17 protein-coding genes are annotated in these 20,497 nt (G+C 46.2%); 3 read left to right on the top strand and 14 right to left on the bottom strand.

What is annotated here, in order from left to right:
* Positions 1-144: 144 nt before the first annotated feature.
* The gene (locus DWX33_RS07990; protein WP_008772819.1) at positions 145-477 is read left to right on the top strand and encodes a type II toxin-antitoxin system PemK/MazF family toxin; all 333 of its coding nucleotides are present in this window, start codon (positions 145-147) and stop codon (positions 475-477) included.
* Here the strand turns inward: DWX33_RS07990 and DWX33_RS07995 are convergent.
* Positions 474-1,451: an ATP-binding protein gene (locus tag DWX33_RS07995; RefSeq protein ID WP_005867510.1), complete on the bottom strand. Its 978-nt coding sequence runs from the start codon at positions 1,449-1,451 to the stop codon at positions 474-476. The genes DWX33_RS07990 and DWX33_RS07995 overlap by 4 nt on opposite strands.
* A gap of 18 nt (positions 1,452-1,469) precedes the next feature.
* Entirely contained in the window at positions 1,470-2,045 is a 576-nt protein-coding gene (locus tag DWX33_RS08000; RefSeq protein ID WP_005867508.1) for a response regulator, read from the bottom strand.
* A 158-nt stretch (positions 2,046-2,203) separates the two neighbouring features.
* Between DWX33_RS08000 and DWX33_RS08005 the strand changes: the two genes are divergently transcribed.
* Positions 2,204-4,567 carry an ABC transporter permease gene (locus tag DWX33_RS08005; protein ID WP_122380159.1) on the top strand — a complete coding sequence of 788 codons (2,364 nt, stop codon included), beginning with the start codon at positions 2,204-2,206 and terminating at the stop codon, positions 4,565-4,567.
* Positions 4,568-4,586: 19 nt separating this feature from the next.
* Here the strand turns inward: DWX33_RS08005 and DWX33_RS08010 are convergent, their stop codons facing one another.
* The 3 genes from DWX33_RS08010 to DWX33_RS08020 are packed head-to-tail and all read right to left on the bottom strand — an operon-like array spanning position 4,587 to position 7,790.
* The gene (locus DWX33_RS08010) at positions 4,587-5,849 is read right to left on the bottom strand and encodes an LVIVD repeat-containing protein (RefSeq protein ID WP_122380160.1); all 1,263 of its coding nucleotides are present in this window, start codon (positions 5,847-5,849) and stop codon (positions 4,587-4,589) included.
* 20 nt (positions 5,850-5,869) lie between these two features.
* Complete coding sequence (locus tag DWX33_RS08015) at positions 5,870-7,252, bottom strand: porin family protein (RefSeq protein ID WP_122380161.1); 1,383 nt, start codon at positions 7,250-7,252, stop codon at positions 5,870-5,872.
* On the bottom strand, positions 7,242-7,790 hold the full coding sequence (locus DWX33_RS08020; RefSeq protein ID WP_122380162.1) for an RNA polymerase sigma factor: 549 nt from the start codon (positions 7,788-7,790) through the stop codon (positions 7,242-7,244). Before DWX33_RS08020 ends, DWX33_RS08015 begins: the two co-directional genes overlap by 11 nt.
* 101 nt (positions 7,791-7,891) lie before the next feature.
* Here DWX33_RS08020 and DWX33_RS08025 point away from each other — a divergent pair, with 101 nt between their 5' ends.
* Positions 7,892-8,710, top strand: a complete 819-nt coding sequence (locus DWX33_RS08025) for a hypothetical protein (RefSeq protein WP_122380163.1) — start codon at positions 7,892-7,894, stop codon at positions 8,708-8,710.
* Here the strand turns inward: DWX33_RS08025 and DWX33_RS08030 are convergent.
* From DWX33_RS08030 to DWX33_RS08070, 9 genes are all read right to left on the bottom strand, one after another.
* The gene (locus tag DWX33_RS08030; protein ID WP_122380164.1) at positions 8,663-9,778 is read right to left on the bottom strand and encodes a DUF4249 domain-containing protein; all 1,116 of its coding nucleotides are present in this window, start codon (positions 9,776-9,778) and stop codon (positions 8,663-8,665) included. The two genes, DWX33_RS08025 and DWX33_RS08030, sit on opposite strands and share 48 nt — an antisense overlap.
* 4 nt (positions 9,779-9,782) lie before the next feature.
* Positions 9,783-12,539, bottom strand: a complete 2,757-nt coding sequence (locus DWX33_RS08035; protein ID WP_122380165.1) for a TonB-dependent receptor — start codon at positions 12,537-12,539, stop codon at positions 9,783-9,785.
* A gap of 140 nt (positions 12,540-12,679) precedes the next feature.
* A complete protein-coding gene (locus tag DWX33_RS08040; RefSeq protein WP_122380166.1) occupies positions 12,680-13,702 on the bottom strand; it encodes a DUF4249 domain-containing protein in 1,023 nt (340 codons plus the stop codon).
* Positions 13,703-13,705: 3 nt separating this feature from the next.
* Positions 13,706-16,369: a TonB-dependent receptor gene (locus DWX33_RS08045; protein ID WP_009016869.1), complete on the bottom strand. Its 2,664-nt coding sequence runs from the start codon at positions 16,367-16,369 to the stop codon at positions 13,706-13,708.
* Between the two features lie 13 nt (positions 16,370-16,382).
* Positions 16,383-17,228 (bottom strand): FecR family protein, encoded by an 846-nt coding sequence (locus tag DWX33_RS08050; protein WP_008772830.1) that lies wholly within the window; start codon positions 17,226-17,228, stop codon positions 16,383-16,385.
* 201 nt (positions 17,229-17,429) lie between these two features.
* Positions 17,430-18,239, bottom strand: coding sequence for a porin family protein (locus tag DWX33_RS08055; RefSeq protein WP_122380167.1), 810 nt, complete (start codon positions 18,237-18,239; stop codon positions 17,430-17,432).
* An 88-nt stretch (positions 18,240-18,327) separates the two neighbouring features.
* Positions 18,328-18,840 carry an RNA polymerase sigma-70 factor gene (locus tag DWX33_RS08060; RefSeq protein WP_005859552.1) on the bottom strand — a complete coding sequence of 171 codons (513 nt, stop codon included), beginning with the start codon at positions 18,838-18,840 and terminating at the stop codon, positions 18,328-18,330.
* A gap of 149 nt (positions 18,841-18,989) precedes the next feature.
* Positions 18,990-20,042 (bottom strand): tryptophan--tRNA ligase, encoded by a 1,053-nt coding sequence (gene trpS / locus DWX33_RS08065; RefSeq protein ID WP_005867488.1) that lies wholly within the window; start codon positions 20,040-20,042, stop codon positions 18,990-18,992.
* Positions 20,043-20,124: 82 nt separating this feature from the next.
* Complete coding sequence (locus DWX33_RS08070; protein WP_005859557.1) at positions 20,125-20,427, bottom strand: PAAR domain-containing protein; 303 nt, start codon at positions 20,425-20,427, stop codon at positions 20,125-20,127.
* Positions 20,428-20,497 lie beyond the last annotated feature (70 nt).

Consider the following 20,497-nt stretch of genomic DNA (forward strand, 5'->3'; position numbering starts at 1 on the left):
TTCGTCGCCCAAGATGGCTAAACACAACATTTCCAACCAAAGGAAAAGCGATAGCCAACCTTTCAGTCCTATGAATGAGAAAGATTTATTTCTAGCCCATTCCAGACAATCCATGGCAGCATATATATCCAAATATCTCATCGAATGAAAATACATCAACGAGATGTTGTAGAAGTCAATTATCTATTTCCTAATGGAATAACCAAACCTCACATGGCTATCGTCATCTCAAACGATGATTTGCAAGCAGCTGAAGATTTCTTTTACCTAGCTATGATATCTTCCAAAAACTATAATCCACAATATACATTTCCTTTAGAAGACTCTATGCTAACAAAAAACTTAACAAAGAAAAGCTTCGTTATTTGCCAATTAATAGGAGGTTACACTGAACGAGACGTTGTGAGAATATGCAGCCATGTAAAAGCCGAGCCTTTCAACTTGATTGTTGAAAAAATCAAGAAAGTCATATTCTAGAACGTCATACGAAACTCGGTACGGACACCAGGCAAGGAATCAACGGTTAAATCGCCGCCATGCAATCGCATTATGCGGTGGGAGATACTGAGACCGATGCCGCTACCACCGGACTTCGTAGAGAAAAAAGGCGTAAAAATAGCAGACAATAGTTCCGGAGAAATGCCGGGGCCATTGTCTGTTATAGTTATATATACCCTACCATCAGCCTCCAAGGCTTCTACGGAGACGATGGCATCCGCTTGCCCCTCTATCGCCTGTAATGCGTTACGGATCAAGTTAATCAGAGCCAGCACAATCAAGTTTTGGTCCGCATGTACCGTTAAAGCTTCCGCAGAGGAGAAACGAATACGGTCGCTACCCGCCTCGGCACACAACAACCGTTCCATCTTCCGAAATAAAGAGGTTATAGGCACCTCGGTTCTTTCCGGCTCCGGAAGATGCGTCAGACGATGGTAGGAATCCAAGAAAGCGGATAGATTTTTCGCTTGCCCATGAATAACCTCCAAACCTTCCCGTAATTGCTCCGGAGTATATGTATCGGAATATTTCAACAGATCAGCAGATAAGGAACGGATTGGCGTAATCGAATTACGAATCTCATGCGTCAGTACCCGCAAGATGCTCTCGTAATACAAGCGCTTCTCTTCCATCTCATTCTGGTTTTGACTGAATAGGAGGATAATCCGATTCATTTCCGCATATAAGTCCTTTACAAAGGGATCATTCGTTTTATCCGGGTATCGCAAAGTTGTATTCCCATTACGAACCGACTCGAAGAAAATAGCGATCTTACGATTTGTACCGTTTATCCACTGGATTAGCAACAGAGTTATCAACAGGATAACACACAGACATACAAAGGATAAAAAATAAGAAATACCGGTTATCAACAATACAGATCCAAGTAACGCAAAAAGTACGATTAAGGAAACGCTCCCTATAATCTTCAGGTATAAATTCCGGTTAACCATGGTTACTCTCCTTATAATCTACAACCCGTATTTCCGCATCTTATTATAAAGGGTCTGGCGGCTAATATCCAATTGTTGAGCCACAAGCGTCAGGTTCCCTTTCTTTTCTTTCAATACCTCGGCGATAAACTGCCGCTCCATATCCTCCAACGTACAAGGATGGGAGACTAGAGATTCTGCCACAGAGGAAATCTCTCTCTCATCTGATTCCGCACGACGTTCCAAGACGTGGGTAAGTGCTTGAATCAAATTCTCGTTATCCCAAGGTTTCACGATAAAGTCCGTGGCTCCCTTTTTAAGGGAAGATACAGCCAACTCGATATCCCCAAAAGCGGTTATCAAGATAACGGCCGGAGGATTCTTAAGCTCCAAGATACGATCCAACCAGAAAAGTCCTTCCCCTCCGCCTTGCTTTCCAGTGCCGAAGTTCATATCCAGTAAAACCAAATCCACATCTCCATTCCGCAAAAGGGCAGGCAATAATACGGGAGATGATACGGTAACGATCGTCTTAAACTCATGGGACAAGACCGTCCGCAGACTTCTCAATATCGCCTCATTGTCATCTACGACTATAATCTTCGCGTCACGCATTAAGCCTCCTCTTTTTTTCGTACGCAAAGATACGATCTTTTCCCGGGTCTCAGTGTCCAATATTTAGACAAATCCAGTTCTTTACGATCGTTTCCTCCGATTTTATTTGCCATATTCCACGCAACCGGATAGCTTTGAACCAACAAACAGATAAAACCATGGAATCCATATCTCTAAAACTTATATTCCGTAGCTGGTGGCGAAACAAGACGTTCGCCGTCATTTCCTTATTGAGCCTGGCGGCAGGCATCACTTGTACCAACCTACTGATCTCATACGTCATTTATGAATCTAGGATAGAAGCCCATAATCCCAATAAGTCGCATATCATCTATATGGCACAAGACTCTCCCTTGACCTCCGGAGAGAAAGTATCTTTTATTAAAGGGCCGATCCCTGTGCAGCTAAAAGACCAATACCCGGAAGTTGAGGATTATTTACGACTGAACATAGAGAATGCCGCCTCCATCACGATAGGAGAAAAGCGCTTCGACCCAATCTCGATCGTCAGAGCTGATCCCTCCTTTCCTCGCTTTTTCCCTTACAAGGTAATGGCAGGAGATATAAACAAGGCATTAACCCAACCAAACGCAATTGCGTTGACCGAATACCAAGCGAAGATATTCTTCGGGAACGAGGATCCTATCGGTAAAACCTTCTTGGCAAAGTACGCTTATGAGAACGAGACGATTACCTACGAGGTCGCCGCCGTTATCAAAGAGTACCCTCAATCATTCTTGAAGTTCAACGCATTGGCAGGCACTACCTCCCAATTCAATGGCGGCCCTACCTTATTACTGGTAAACGATCTCTTCAACATCGATACGTTCACTCAAAAACTAAAGGATGATAAGGTACCTACTTTCAACGGAACCGGACAGTATTATTTCTATACCCTCCAAGAGAGTTATTTCCAAGAGCAAACCTATACACAAGAATACATCCCCTATATCCACCGAAACCAGAAAGACTTACTGTACGTTGGTTTGTTCTCGGCCATCCTAATCCTCGTGATCGCCTGTTTCAATTATGCCAACCTAAGTTTCTCCCGCATTTTGCAACAGGTAAAGATGATCTACACCCAGAAAGTGATGGGAGCATCGGCTGGGCAAATCCATCGCCAGCTATTCTTGGATACTTTCCTTACCGTGCTGATCGCTTTCTTTTTATCCTTATTACTTACACTAGATTTCCTGCCGGCTTTCAACCGGATCGTTTCCGGACGTATCTCCTTGGGATTTTTCTTCAGTGGACAGGTCTTACCTGTGATCGTGGCACTCATCCTAGCTCTATCCATTATCCCCTCATTATATATGAGCCATAAGATCAACTCCCTTTCCCATTCCGAGTATAAATCATTCACCACCGGTACCCGGAAGCGGACAATCATAGGCGGGCTCTCCATCTTACAATTCGCCATCTCAATAGCTCTGGTATTCGCCACGCTAACCGTACGGCAGCAACTAACGCTCACTCAGACAAACGGTGAACGTTACCGGGACCTCATCGAAATAGCCGACTGGAATGGGAACCATATACAGACCTTCTCTGAAGAGATCCGGCGTTATCCTTCCATAGAAGAGATGTGCCTTTCGAGAAGCGGGATCATACAGTTCAACTTGCGGACAATGGTCTTGAAAGACGAAAACGGAAACGAACTAAATTATACGCTAGGCCAATACGAAGGTGATAGTACTTTCCTAAAGGTTATGAAGATAAACATTCATCAAGGACTCTCAGAGCGAGAGGCTCTAAAACAATACAGCACACCCGTCTATATTAACGAACAATACGCACGTTTGCTCGTGCCCAAAGGCGAGAATCCCGTGGGTAAGCCTGTCCGCCTTTACGACACTGAATTCGGGAAGATGGAAAAGGAAGGAGAACCGATAGCGATTATAGCAGGGATCGTGGAGAATCTATATACAGGAACCTTACGACAAGAGGTTTACCCTAGCTTGACCTACCTAACGCATACTCCCCCCTATAACCTCGTCCAAATCCGACTGAAAAAGGAGCGCAGAGCCGAGGCTCTAGCTTTACTGCAACAAACATGGGAAAAGATCAACCCCAACGTACCTTTCGAATATCAAGATATATACGAGGAATTTATGTTATCTAACCGAAAAACGATCGAACTGGCACATTTGCTCATCATGTACTCGATCATCAGCCTCCTGCTAACCGCCTTCGGATTATTCGGCATGGCTCTCTATGCCATCCGGCAGCGTACGAAAGAAATCGGTATCCGTAAGGTAAACGGGGCTACGGCCGAGGAGATCTTGTATCTATTAAATCGTCGGTTTATCGGCTGGGTAGGGATCGCTTTCGCGATTGCCGTTCCTATCACGTGGTATTCGCTGAGTTGTTGGCTGGAGAATTTCGTATATCGGGTGGACATATCCATAGGAACATGCCTGCTGTCCGGCGGTATCGTATTGATGGTTACGCTACTGACCGTAAGCAGGCATAGTTATAAGGCGGCATCCCGCAATCCGGTAAACACCTTGCGAAGCGAATAGCGAAGAGGAATATTAAACTCTATTCGCCCATTGGCAATTTACTTAACTGAGATATTGCCTGTAAATTGGAATAATCGTATTGGTAAAGGCCATCATCGGCGATCATCATCAAGGTATTCTTAAAAGGGATTACATCGTAACCCTCCATACCTGCATAATGAACAAGCTGATTAGCCAGCAAGGTCATAGGATCTTTCGCGTTGAAGACCTTTAACCCTTCGTCACAGAGGAATAAAGTACCGTTATCGATACCTAATCCTTTCGGACATTTCATGCCATAAGTAACCAGCAGGTTCGGTTGGTCCACATCACTTACGTCTATGAGCATCAGCTCATTGGCATTTTGCCCACAAGTATTTCCGGAATGCACGGTCACATACGCTAAATCATCCTCCACGACAACCGGGTCGCAGCCAAAGACATGACTTACGGAAGAACGATACTTAGGTACGAGCGGATCTTCCAACGAATAGATCAACATACCGGTCGGAGTTCCCATGAACAGCTTATCCTCATAATTGAAAAGAGTCTCAACATCACGTTGCAACCAAATGTCGTTTGTCGTCAAGACAGGCTTGTCCCCAGAAAGGTCGAAAACGCACATGACATTCTGTTCTACCGTATATAAGTACTTACCATAAATAGAAAAACGAGCCATAGATCCGTTCACTCCCTGCGTGGAAGTACCCGGCGCCGCATCGTTCGCCATCAGATCACCGCCATAACTCGGATAATGGTAAATAGTTTCCTCCCGTTCCTTCGGTTCCCAACCGACCACGACACCTTTCGCTCTCGCTTCTTCCGAATAACACATATTATAATCGAACCCATAGCCATTCTCTATGGTCGGAAGCGCATAACGGAAAGCGTTCTCCACACGACCTTCCAATTCAGGTCTCTCCGGATCGGAGATATCGAACCAGACCAGATCCACATACGAATCCGCATACAATTTATCATCCTTGATCGAGAGATCCTCGTTACCGATCAACTCTACAAAGCCCGCTATCCGGGGAGATGCCGGATTCCTGTTATCCACGATATGGATGCCCTTATCTGGGGAAGAAATATACAGGTAACCCTTATAGAAACAGATCTTACCCCGCTTGGTGATTGGCACCACCTCATCCGTCACCTTCACTGAATTCCGAAACTCGGAGATCGACATGAATACCGGTTCGTTGATAGCATACCGCACGACCTCCACTCTCACTCCATCATCCTTGCATCCCATTAAGACGCAAAGGCTAAAGGCAAACGCCCAATAAAAAAGTTTCCGCATAATTATAATAGATTTAATCATTAAAAAGCATATCGTATACCTGCGCTCAACCCAAATCCCAACGGCTTGTCCGTACGAATACTAGCCGGTTGATCACAGTCGAAATAATGGGAGAAGCGAGGCTCTAAATAGAGACTCCAATCCCCATAGAAACGATAAGCGGCACCGACCGAGGCATTCACGGACCATTGCATACCGTGGATGCCCTCCTTTTTGCTCTTGGAGATAGTCGTTCCGTTTCCGGCGATATAGCCACTATACACGGCCTGCAAACCCTTCTCCATCATAAAGCCTCCGGAGAGATAGACATTCCATCGCTGATTCTTCCATAAATAAACCACCAGATTCAAGGGAATACCCAGATAATGCAAAGACGATTTCACCTCTGACGGGAAATCCCCTCCCCTCTTGAATGTAGTGGATAAATACGTATACATCAATCCACTTTCCACGGCTATACGCCGGCTCAAATCCTTCCGTACCGTAAAACCGAATGATATCGGAAGGGAGTAGCTAACGTCCGGATAAGATTCGAACGAACGATTATCCAAGAAGTTCTCATCCACCTTAGAACTCCGTAATACCGGGGCATTACGGAATGAGACCGTTTGGGGAGGCGTATTACCACTCTCCTTTTCATCATCGTCTTTATCCGGCTTATCCGGATCGGGGCTTCCTGCCGAATTATTCATATCTCCCGGAGAAGAAGCATCGCCATAACTCATATCCGTATTTAAAAAGCTATCTACATAACCACTAGAGCCAACGGCGGCGGCCAATAACCACTTGTTCCGTTTACTCTTCTTGGCTTTCTTTTTCAAAGAGGCTTTTCGTCGGGGACTCCGTTCGCCTTCCGGTAGAGGGACCGTAGAGTCACCTCGCTTAACGACTATGTCCGTCGAATCCTCGGACGCATCCTCCTTCACAGACGGTTCTTCTACGATAGCCGCAATCGCATCCTTCTCAATAATCTCGATAGTCTCACGCCTCTCATCCTTCCGGATCGTTTCCTTTTCCCAAACAATAGCAGAAGGCTTAGCCCTTTTTCCCCATTTCAGCACTTTCGCTATACGTTTCTTTACAGGCTCTACAGGTAAAACGGGACGCTCCGGAAGAATATTCATTTCCTCCGCTTTCTCCGATATCTCTTTCTGAAAGGGGCTCAATTCCTCCAATGGCATCTTCTCCGGGGAAGGTAGCAGCCAAATAACCAAGGCCAGCACTGCGGCGGCGACCAAGCCTCCCGTCCACAACCAACCCCGTGGTCTCGCTCTCCGGTTCATCCGGGCCTCCACCTCATCCCAGCAGCCGGCATCTACCGGCAACCGGTGCTCTTCCAAGCGCTGCCGCATATAGCCGCTGAAATCATCCAGCCGTTCGTTATGATCCTTATCATCCCGCATTTTCATGCCTTATTAAAGATTGTACACTCTTTTGCAAAGCGTTCCTCGCCCGGATAAACTGGGAGCGGGAAGTCGCCTCCTGTACATGCAGCATCTCGGCGATCTCGCTATGCGTATATCCCTCTATCGCATATAAGTTGAAGACCGTACGATATCCCGACGGCAATTGGGCCACGCAAGCCAACAAGTCGTCCGCCGATAAACGGTCCAATACGGAGTAGTTGATATCTTCCAAACTGTCGTCATAGCCATCCAAACCTACACTTAGCCTCGTGTTCTCTGAAGACCGGAGATATTCAAGAGCCGTAGTGACAAAGATCCGCCGTATCCACCCCCCGAAAGCCCCGGAGCCGGAATACGACCGGATCTTCGTAAATATCTTCACGAACCCGTCCTGCAGAAGATCACGGGCCGTCTCCCTGTCACCCACGTAACGCATGCAAACACTCATCATAGCAGGAGCATATTGCTCGTACAATTCCTTACGAGCCCATGATTCGCCTCGCATACATCCATCGATTAACAGTTGTTCATCCATAAGTACTTATGCTCTCTATTATATGGATGAAATAGGTATCCTAAAAGTTGCATCTTATTCAAAAAAAAGTTACCTTCACATCAAAAATAGGAGGAGAGTGTATGAGACGAGGATTATTTATATTCATGGCATGGATATGTGTCGTTGGAATCCAGGCACAGTCTGACTTTTTGTTTATTTTAAATAAAGAAGGTAAAATCATCGTCCTGCCTAAAAACAAGACGTATGAGTTGAACATCCCGAAAGCCTCTTATAAGACATTTACCCCTGCGGGGACACGGGATATCGATATTAAACTGCGGGAGTTCACGCCCGATATTCCCCATACGTCCCTACAAGAGCGTCCGATGGATATGCAGATATCTTCCGCCGCCTATCAGCCGTTCTTTAACGTATATACCCCGATGCTTCGGGAGGTATCGCCAATGGCGTTGGATTTCAATGAGACTTATATGAAACGGCTAAACGAAAGTTTCGATCTTATCGCTAACGGTGTTCAATATACATGGCCGGGAGTCGGAGGCATGACGATCATGAACGGGGGTATTTCTTGGCACAGCGGCAATTGGAGTCTTTATGGCGGAGGATTCGGGGGTCGTTTCTTTAGTCCCTTCAACCCTAGTCCCGGAATAACAGCGGGCGCAAACGTACAAGTGGAATATCAACCTACTGACTGGTTGAAACTGAAAGGCTGGGGACAATACGCTTATTACGCCGACGAGTACAACAACCCCCATATGCTCAGCAACCCTTTTCTCTACCATACCCAAGTGGGCGGCTCAATGGAGTTCAAGGTTACTGATAATTTTTGGATGGGAGCCGGTATCAACTATGAATACAACCCGGTACGACGGAAAATGGAACCACAGTTCCTAGTCTATCCCGTCTTCAAATCGGGCCGCTTCAAGATTGGAATGTGAGGAAGACGCTATTTCCGTCTCAAACATTCCTACGTGGCAACTGCCTAGGATACCGACGCCACCGTCTATATTGCTAAATACACGGATCGGTTCGGCCAGACCGCCATTGATCAAAAGGTTCGAAACTGAATCCGTGTCTTTATCTTGCAAAACTTTCAGATATCGATAGTATTCCGCCGAGATAGCATATAGGTGTACCCGTAGGTGCTTAGGAGGAATCGGAAGAAAATCTTCCTCATTTAGATCTTCTATCCCTATCGAATCTGGAACTACTTTTAGCGGATATGATCCATAATAAGGTTCATAATAATACTCATCCGTTAGGCGCAAGGTATATTCTTTACCGTTGATCAATTCGTCTGAAAAGACTTTCCCCCCATTTCCGGAGATCCAATCATTGCCTAATATCTGATCCAAGGCAGTCAAGGATTCCCCAAAAACAGGTTCAGTCGCATAGTTTGGACTCACCGAGAACCATTTATATTCTCCTGTATATTCCTTAGCTATTCCATCAAAAACAGGAATGCCCTCTTCCATACGGAGTAAATAATAATTCTCCTCGGCAGGGTTATCTTTGAGCGTTACCTGATAAATCGCATTCTGGCGAGCAGAACCAAAAGAGCCAGCTACCGTAGCATATGCTACCCCCGCTTTCAAGACCTGAGCAGGCGCTGGCATGACCGTCTCAGCGCTTGCCACCCCATATTCCGGATAAGAAGCTTCCACACGGATACGATCCCCTTTCACTGGTATAAAATCAGACTTGAAATAACCTTTCGTGTTAAATGCCTCATCCCCCTCCTGAAAGCTCATACGCTCTTTAAAAACGCCATTCACGAATAAATTCACCTCGGCTTTATCCAAAGTCACGTTCGGATGATCATCCGTGAAAAACCAAGTACGGGAGACACTTACGGTTAAGGGTTCGCCGGTTATAGCGACACAGTTCACTACCAAGGTAGGATCCGGCCGTAAGGATTCAAGGTCGATCTCCTTGATGCAAGACATCAAACCAAACAGGCTTACTATACAAATCGTATTTATTAGAATATTCTTTATCTGTTTCATCTTCCTAGAATTTATAAGTATATGATAGGGAAGGTATGATAGGCATAATACCTATCAACTTAAAACAAGGTTTTGTTTTACCGCTATAGGGAGAAGAAGAATCTGGGACTAAGTTATTCGTTCGTTCCCAGTTATCACTTTTATAGACCATAAACGGATTCATCCGGCTATATACATTATAAATACTGATATTCCAGATGCCCATTCGTCCCTTCTTCTTCGGACGGTAAATATTAAGTCCCAAATCCAGACGATGATAAGCCGGCATCTGGTAATTATTACGACGTGTATACAAATCCACCACTTCCCCGGATGGTTCCCACCAGTTATTTATCTTGTATTGGTTGGAAATAGTAAGCGTACCAGCTTGCTCATAACTCTCCAACGACAAGGTCATTCGATTGCCGGAAGTATACGTCCAAGCGGCTGTCAGTTCCACCTTATCCGACAGTTTATGTGAAACCACGATATTCAGCTTATGCCGGTTATCGTAACGTGCCGGAAAGCGTCGCCCGTTATCGATCTCATCGAAACGCCGATCCGACCATGAAAGTGTATATCCTATCCAACCGGTCGTACGTCCGCTTTCCTTGCGAGCCAAGAACTCCACGCCATACGAACGTCCCTTGCCGACCGCCATTTTTTCCTCCCAAGCCGCCGTACCGGGCAAGAAGGAATAGCCGTCTTTATAATCCAACAGGTTCTTCATCCATTTATAATACCCCTCTACCGAGAAACTATAAGAACGCATCAGATTATAATAGAAACCAGCGGAGACTTGATCGCTGATTAAAGGTTTCAACTTACGGGTAACAGGCATCCACGCATCCGTCGGCAAATTTATATAACTGTTGCCCAATAAATGGATATATTGCCCCATACGGGCGTATGAGGCTTTGAAGCTAAGATCGTCACGTAGCAACCATCTCAAGGAAGCGCGAGGCTCCAATAAGGTATAAGCCTTCCGCTCTACATTGAACAGGCTAAACCGAAGCCCCGCATTCAAACGCAAGCTAGGTAAGACATTCCAATCATCCTCTCCGAAGACAGCCGCCTCACGGGCCCATAGCAGATCATTCGTATATATTTTCCCTATATTCGAAAACTCCAGCATACCGGAACCGGCTGCTTTCACCTCATTATACTCCGGGCGGAAACGGTGCATCAAGAAATCCCCTCCAAAACGAATCACATGCGACGTAGAAGGCGTGTAATCAAAAGAGGAACGGACGCCCATATCCAAGATAGAGGTAGAACTACTCGTTTCCGATGAAGAAGAGAGATAATTATCTTCTCCTTCCACACCATAATTATATTCTTTTGAACTCCGTACATTCGAGCGATACCGTGAAAAGACCCCGGAAACCCGTCCGAACAAACGGTTATTGAAGACATAAGTCCAGCCCAAGGTTCCCATCAAATTACCCCAACGCAGCGATGAATGGGTACCATCCGTATAAGGGACTTGCTCTTCTTCTGTTGAGAAATCCGTTCCCCCTCCTTTTAATACATCATTCCCGTTATATAAGCTGAAAAACATCCGGCTGCGATCGCTGAAACGATGATTAAGCTTTAAATTCAAATCGTGAAAAGCGTAACGAAGATTTATTTTATGACCGTCTTTTCGAACCTTATTTGCTATCGCTATCGCTGGGGCAGAGAGTACATCCAGCCACGAGCGTCTAAGCGCTATCTGAAAAGCCGTGCGATCCTTGATGATAGGGCCTTCCAAGCTCAGATTACCGGAGATCAGCCCGATCGTAGCGCTACCATGGTACTCTTTCATATTGCCCTCTTTGGTATGGACATCTACCACAGACGAGAGTCGCCCGCCATATCTCGCAGGGAAACCCGCCTTGAAAAAGTCCAGATTACGGATCGCCTCCGGATTGAAAGCGGAGAATAGCCCGCCGACATGATTGATCTGGTAAACCGGATTACCGTCTATCAAAAACAGATTTCCATCTTGGTCGCCGCCACGAACATATAAACCGGCCAGTCCCTCTGTCCCACTGGCTACACCCGGAGTCAGTTGCAAGGTCTTCACGATATCGGACTCACCAAACAGGGTCGGTGTCGCCTTGATCGTCTTCTGGCTAAACCCCATCGTTCCCATCAAGGTGTTATTTACAGACAAACGATCCCGCTCCGAAGCGATAACTACCACTTCCTCCAGACGAGCGTTCGGACGCAACTCAATATTTAATATGGTATCCCTATCCAATTCCGTGAAATTAAAGGAACAGCTCTCATAGCCAATGTAAGAAGCATGCAAGCGGATATTCCCCGGCGGAAGCGTCAAACTGAAAAAACCATAGCTATTCGTAGCCGAGCCTTTCCGGCTGGCGACCTCATAAACAGAGGCTCCGATCAGAGACTCCGAGGACGCTTGGTCCCTCACGAAGCCGCTGATCGTTACCTGTCTCTGTCTACGCTTCAGAATCACGATCTTTCCACTCACCTTATACACGATCGGATACGACTCGAACAAGCGGGTCAAACAATCCGTCAATGCCTCATCTTTCACTTGGAAACTGATCTTCGGAAGCTCTTTCAACAAAGAAGACTCATACGAGAAGGTCACGCCCGCCTGCCTTTCGATCTCCGACAAGACCTCCGGCAACGAAACCTCCTTCATACGTAACGTAATCCGGGGATCATCCTTCGTCTTGGCTGATTGGGCCAAGAGGTCTGGAACAGGCATAAAAATCATCCAGCAAAAAATGGCCATAAGCCATTTATTCATCCACTCTGTCATCATTCTACTTTATTGAGTTCATTGATAAGACAGGATCTCCCGGAAATACCCCTATCAAGGAAAAGCCTTTTTTTCATACCTCGTGAACTTACCGCTTCATGATGTATGAACCGGCAAGCACAGGTCGTCAACGCGGGATGGGCTTATCCATCCCAAGGATTCCAATAAGGAGGCACCGTGTCTCTCGGCATCGTGATACGCAATTTATCCTCTTGATATCCGGCGACAATCCCAAAGCCGTTCTCCACATTCGAATACGTATCGGCAGGCTCTATCAACGCCCCGAAATTCGCGTCGCCGATCGTGATAGAGTACCCCCTCATAATCTTCATATATCGATAATAATCCTCGGAGATAGACAACAGGCGCACATCGTAATGAACGTCCATAGAAAGGGTATCACTCTCATACGAGTATTCAACAGGAAAAACAGAAACCTTAATAGCATTCGTATTAACCAGATCCTCCCCTCTAAATACACCCATACAGTAACGCCCATCCATCTGGCTCGTGATAGGACTACCTCCAAAAGACTGGAAAACAGGATCCTCATAATCCACGCTAAAACCAGAATAATACCAACTATATCCTCCTAAGCTACGGAAAGAGGTTACGGTACGGGTACTATCCCCCTTCCGGAAGTCCAAGATCTGCTCCACGATTAAACGATAATAGGAATCCGTCTCAACCCCGATTTTAACAGAGAAACGCAGATATTCGGCATAGTAGGCAGAAGATCGATAGGATAAGGTATCCACCTCATAAATCCGTGCCCGACCGGGGATACGAGTTTCCCCGGATACCGGCTCATACCCATCGGCCTCGGCCTCTATACGCAAACAATCCCCCTGTCTCACGAAACAACCGGGCAGAACATATTGCCCCCGTGAATGTATAGAATCTTCCGGCAGGTCATCATTGCGCATAAGACCTTGAAACTCATCATTGACATAGACACGGACTTTTGCGTCGGATAGCTCAAAATCGGGAACGCTATCCATGATAAACCATGTTTTCGAGAGATGAGCACACACCTCCTTTCCGGGACATACCGATGCGTTCAGTACAATCCGATCCGGTAGATCCTCCAAATCAATCTCCACATCCCGAACGCAAGAGACCATCAATAATCCTAGCACAAACAGGCAAGGTAAATATCTTCTCATAAGCTAGAATTTATAAGTATAAGAAACCGAGGGCATGCAATAGAACAAAATCGTCTCCTGTAGCACTACATGATATCGCTGATTTATATCCTGGTTTACCATAACCTCCGTCATAAAGGGATTCGGTTTCAAATACGTATTGTATATACTTATGTTCCAAATCCCCATCCGACCCTTCTTTTTATATCGATAAAAATTCACGCCCAGATCCAAACGGTGATAAGGAGACAATTGATAATTATTACGAGCGCTCAAACCTGAATTCATCGGTCTGTATGAATCTACTCCGGCATACCCGTTCTCTTTCTGATAAATCGGAGACAGATATTTATACTCCGGCAAGCTAATATGGTTTCCTGAGGCGAACACCCAAGCTCCCGTTAACTCCACCTTCCGGGATAACTTACGAGAAACGACCACATTCACCTTATGCCGGTTGTCGAAGCGAAACGGGAAATGACGCCCCTTATTCACGGAACCATCCGGAAACCACCGATCCGACCAAGAGAGCGTATACCCGATCCATCCGGTTGTCTTCCCATTTGTCTTTTGCGCCATAAACTCCACACCATAGGTCTTACCCTTTCCCAAACCGACCCGGTCTTCCCAACCGGAGAAATGTGTCTCAACCGGCCAATGATCCTTATAATCAATCAAGTTATTCAACCGTTTATAATACCCCTCGATCGAGAAATCATACATCCGTTTCAGATTATAATAAAGCCCGGCAGTAATCTGGTGAGAACTCATCGGAGGGACTTGCTCCGTCACCGGGACCCAAATATCCGTAGGTTGGTTCACATAGGTATTCGATAATAAGTGGACATATTGGTTCATCTTACTGTAGGATATCTTCGCCGATAGATCCGGACGAAGTAAATAACGTGCCGACAAACGAGGCTGAAAAGAATGATAGATCTCATTCTCTACATGAAACAAGGTATACCGCAATCCGGCATTCACCCGCAAGCGATCCGTGACCCGCATCTCATCCTCGGCAAACAAAGAGAACTCATGCCCTTTTATCAAGGAATAATCATACAAAAGCTCATATACGGGATTTACTAACGAATCGTTCACCCAAGACCGTTGCTGGCTATTCTCCGGGCGAAAATTATGATACAGGTAATCCGTGCCCATTCGTATCCGGTGATTCATTGAAGGACTGTAATCCACTGACAGCCGTACGCTCAGATCCTCCATCTCCGATTTATAACGGCTATCCCGCTTAATTGATTGCCGTTCTGCCCTATTTCCTTCGATTTCATACCCCTTCGCCTCTTGTCGGATATGCGAGCGAAAACGGCTGTAGCCCACCATTAGATTACCAAACAGCTTTTGCCCGAACACGTAGTTCCACCCTGCGGAGCCGATCAAGTTTCCCCAACGCCAGAGAAACATATCATCCGAATCCTCATGCTTCTCCTTGCTTCCCTGCCGAAAAGCATCTTGCCCCATATAAAAGCTCAAATAGGCCCGGCTACGTTCCGAGAAAGAATGGTTCACCTTCGCGTTTATATCAAAAAAGTGATAACCGAAACTCTCCTTGGTATCACTGTTCTTATTAACGATCGCCAAAGCCGTCCCTGTTATCAAATCCAACCACGTACGGCGTACCGAGACATTAAACGAGGAGCGATCCTTAACAATCGGCCCCTCCAGATTGGCCCGTGCGGAAAGCAAACCCACGGAGATATTCCCGTGATACTCCTGCCGGTTACCGTCATTCATACGGACATCTACAACCGACGAGAGCCTTCCGCCGTATTCCGCCGGAAAGCTCCCTTTATAAAACCGGGTATTCTTTATCGCGTCCGGGTTGAACGCCGAGAAAAACCCCAACAAATGGTTCACATGATAGACCGGATTTCCATCCAGCAGATACAAATTCTCATCGGCCCCGCCCCCACGCACATACAAGCCGGTCATTCCCTCGGTGCCTACCGCCACGCCCGGCAACTGCTGTAAGGTCTTCACCAGATCCGCCTCCCCCAGCAAAGCGGGCATCGACTTCACCCGCTCGGCAGGTACGTCGATCACCCCCGCACGGCTACTCAATATCTCGTAGCGAGGCCGGGTCCCCCGAATAACGACCTCGCCTAACGAGGCCAATGACCTCAACGGGAAGTCGATCATCGTATCCCTTTGCAAATCGATCTCTATCTCCATCGCCTTAAAGCCCACATACGAGGCCCTAAGGCGAACCTTACCGGGTGGAAGTATCAAGCTGTAAAAGCCGTAATTATTAGACATCGTCCCTCCCCTCGAACTTTTCACCAGAACCGAGGCCCCCAACAAACTCTCATACGAGGCTGAATCCCTGACGAATCCGCTGATCGTATATTGACGGGGCTTTCGCTTTAAGATGATATATTGCCCCGTAACCCGATAGATAATCGGTAATGGGGAAAATAAGCGCTTCAAGCAGTACGACAAGGATTCATCCCGGACCGACAGGGAAACCTCTGGCAGCTCTTTCAGCAGAGAAGACTCGTACGAGAAGAACAATCCGGTTTGTTTCTCAAGCTCCATCAATATATCCAACAGGGGAACCTGCCGCATATCCAACGTAACCGTCGGCGTAGGTTCGGGCATCTGCGCATATAGATGTCCCATCCAACCGGGAAGCAAAAGAATCCCTATCAGCCATACAACAATAGATCTCATAAATGATCTGATTTTATTTCTTCGAAGTGGAAACCAAACGTGCGTCCAATGTCTGGTTAACAACCTGCAAGACATCCTCCAAAGGCAGATTATTAAAAGTAGCGGTCAATCTCGCTCCCTCATTCTTTGTCTGGTTCGCAATCTTGACTTGATAATAATCACTCAAGTCCTCAATCACCTTATCCAGCGGTGTCTCCATAAAACGAAGTTGCCCTGTCCTCCAAGCTAACTTGTTCACGTCTTCTTCCGTCACTACCGTTATCTCCTTGTTCTCCATAGAATACTGAGCCGACATTCCAGCGGTAAGTATCACATTCTCCTTTTCCTCCCCGGCGGTAAAACATACCTTGCCGGTAACTACATTGACTTCCGTAACGGTAGGCTTCTCATCTATCTGGAAACTTGTTCCCAGCACCGTAACTTCCGTTTGGCTCGTTTTCACTGAGAAAGGGCGTGCCTCGTTCCTCGTCACTTGGAAAAAGGCCTTTCCATTCATCTCCACGGCACGCCTCTCTTTATCATATCTCTTCGCGTCATACCGGATCCATGAATCGCCGGCCAAAGCGACCAAGGTACTATCCGGAAGGTAAACATCTTTCATTTGTCCGGGGGCGGTAGTAATCGCAACCCAATCCGGGGCGTTTCTCTCTACCGTAAACCATGTCCCCAAACCTACGAGCACTAACACGACAGCGGCCGCCCCGATCCAATACCGGCGAAACGAGACCTTCCGGCTAATCGCATGCTCAGAAGCGAACTTCTGCCATGCCTTATCCGGGTCAAGGCTTCCTTCCCGATAGCGTTTCGCTACGAAACGGATGCGTTGTTCCAATTTATTGTCATGCTCGTTATTATTCATAACTATTCCTTCTATTTAATAAGTCCTTCCAGTCTCATACCATTGGAATCCGACATTTGGGGCCTGCCCCTTCTTCAATGGAACTCCCACGCTCATACTCGGCGAGATCCTAGACGATACGCAAGATGAGAAAATCATCATCGACACCGCGAATATAAATACCCACTTTATACAAACCATCGCTTTCATCCTATTTTCTCTTTAAAATGTGTATCCCAAGGTAAAACTAGCCGTATGATAGTTCAGACCTATGTTATAAGCATATCCCTTGTATTGCTTATCTATACCCAGATCATAGCCAACCTTAAAAGCGACCCGTTTCACCTCTATACCAGCCTCTATGGTAGCTCCCCAGTCAAAACGAGGCGCTACCGCATATCCTTGGCCGGGATTAAACGGGTTATATGATATTTCCTTATTATAGGGCAGCTTTCCTTTTAAAGAATAATCACTTTCCTCATACGTCACTTTTCCTCCCAAGCCAACCGCCAAATAGGGACCGACCGCCAAATGTAACCGAACATCCTTACTTACCTGCCAATCGAAACGAGCCAAGATCGGTAATTGGATATATTCACGATGCTCCTTCTGACTGCGATGCCTTATACCTTCTACATCAAAATCCTTAATTCCATAGGTATCATAATAGAAGCCCGTAAAGCCGTAACCATTACCATAACCGTATCCCCACAGATTCAAATAATCACTGGAAACGGGATAGAGAAATATACTCGTACCTTCCCGTCCCCCATATGGACTCTCACTAGTTCCATAAATCTCACTATAAGAAGACAGCCCCTTCCCCCGTCGCACATAATACAAACCGGATTGAAACGAGAACCAGCCCGATCCGAATGTATAAGAGACCGCAGCCCCAGCCTTAAAGCCTACCTTAGCGACATCTCCCTTATACTTTGTCACGTTCATACCGGCTTCCGGCGTCACTTTCCATTGCGCTTGGGCCGAGATCACGCACGACATCAACATCACAAATACCACCAACTTCCTCATACACTCTCCATGCTTTAATGAAATAAACAAGTAACCTTTATCTCTAAGACAGAGAAATATGAAAAACCCCCATTCCTTTCTATAAAATTTATCCGAAAAAGAACATATAAACACGGATAGCGGTCTCTCGCAAAGCTTTCAATGCCTTGCTCATCTGGTTCTCAACCGTTTTTACCGATAAATTCAATTCCTCCGCGATCTCTTGGTATTTCAAGCCATCCCGTTTGGATAACAAGAAAATCTTCTTCCGTTCGGGAGGTAACCGATCGATAGCGTCCCACAGGCGGGCGTCACGCTCCGATCGCAGGATGTCTTCCTCTTCCGAGGTATCTTCTACGTCGGGTAACTGCTCGGTGGCCTCAGCGTTTACGGGTTGTGAGGTAAATGAAAGAGAACGGTTCCTCACCGCTTGATATAAATAAGCCTTGAGATTCCCGATCACATTACCAGCCCGGTTCTTATCCCATACATCCGCGAAGGCCTGTTGCACGATATCCTCGGCATCGTCCACCTGATCGGTATAACGAAGCGCAAACAAACACAAGGGCTTATATAAACTCTTGAAATGATGTTCAAATTCTTGGGTGGTAATAGCAGCCATACGTTTGTTATCTGTAACTATTCACCGCAAAGTAACAACCTTTTCTTTTTAACAAATCGCTTTTCAGGTTCTTTATAATGGTTTTAATAAAAAGAAAGCGTTTAAGGACTTATCCCTAAACGCTTTTTCTTATTTTTAATTAATAAGCATCAATATGGACGGAAACCGATAATCTGGCGTACCTCATTTAAAGTCTTAGAAGCGCTCTCACGAGCTTTCTCCGCACCCATACGGGCTACCTTATCCAGATATTCCGTATTGGCGGCCATATCCAAGATACGCTCACGGATCGGAGCGCAGAACTTATTGATATCCTCGGCCAACTGCTTTTTCATATCGCCGTAACGGATCTCGCAATTGTTGTATTTCTCATTAAAGAAATCATAGGTCTCTTTCTCGGAGACAATTTCCATCATCGTGAATAAATTGGCGATCGGCTCGGGCTTCACGCTATTCGGCTCGGTTGGTCCCGCATCGGAAACCGCTTTCATAACCTTCTTCTTGATTGTTTTCTCATCATCTATCAAGTAGATCGCATTACCCTCGCTCTTGCCCATCTTACCGGAGCCATCCAAGCCCGGTACTTTCACGGACTTATCGCCCAAATGGAACGAAGCTGGTTCCGGGAAGAAATCCACGCCATACGTAGAATTGAAACGGCGGGCGAAACGACGGGCCATTTCCATATTCTGCTCCTGATCCTTACCTACAGGAACCTTCAACGCCTTATGGATAATAATATCGGCGGCCATCAAGGTCGGGTAAGTCAACAAACCAGCGCTTACGCTATGTTTATTACCTTCATTAAAAATCTCTTTCTCTACATCGCCTTCACATCCTTCCCGGCTGATATGCAACTGCTGACGAGCCTTATCCTTAAAGGAAGCCGTACGCATCAACTCGCCGATACCGGCGTTCATATTCAAATATAGATACAACTCTACCACCTCCGGCACATCGCTCTGAATATAAATGGTAGCTTTTTCCGGATCGATACCACAAGCCAGATATTCCGAGAGGATCGTCTTTACGCTATTTCGTATATTGTCAGGATGCGGGTGAGTAGTCAACGAATGCCAATCAGCGATAAAGAAGAAGCAATTATACTCATCTTGCATCCGCAAGAAACTCTTTACCGCGCCAAAGTAATTGCCTAGATGCAGATTACCTGTTGGTCTGATTCCACTTACTACTGTTTCCATGTCTTGTTATTTTTAGTTTTCAAGTGGCGGCAAAGATAGTAATATTCTCACAATATACATATATTATATGCCGCAGATCCTCCTAACCACCTATTATAACGGTGGGACATCCCAATACGATTTGCCCTCCGTGAGCTGTCGTATCTCCCATTCTGGCGGCAGGTTTACCGCAGATCATCACGGTGGAAGATCCTTTAATGATCGTATCCGGAGGGCCTACACAAACGCAATTATCTCCCATTACCGCCGCCGGTAGCTTGCCGATTAGAACAGTCGCCGCTCCCGGCCCTACAATAGGACCGCCTACATGGGGTATCGGTGATGGCCAAGCCGGGGTTTGCATAGGACATGTATGCATATCTGTCAATCTTGCTGCTGGAGGCATATTTATTACTTTTTAGTTAACGATTTATTGAAATGATAATCTACAAATATATAATATTTATCATGAATAT

This window comes from Parabacteroides sp. AF19-14 (assembly GCF_003635485.1).
Taxonomy (GTDB): domain Bacteria; phylum Bacteroidota; class Bacteroidia; order Bacteroidales; family Tannerellaceae; genus Parabacteroides; species Parabacteroides distasonis.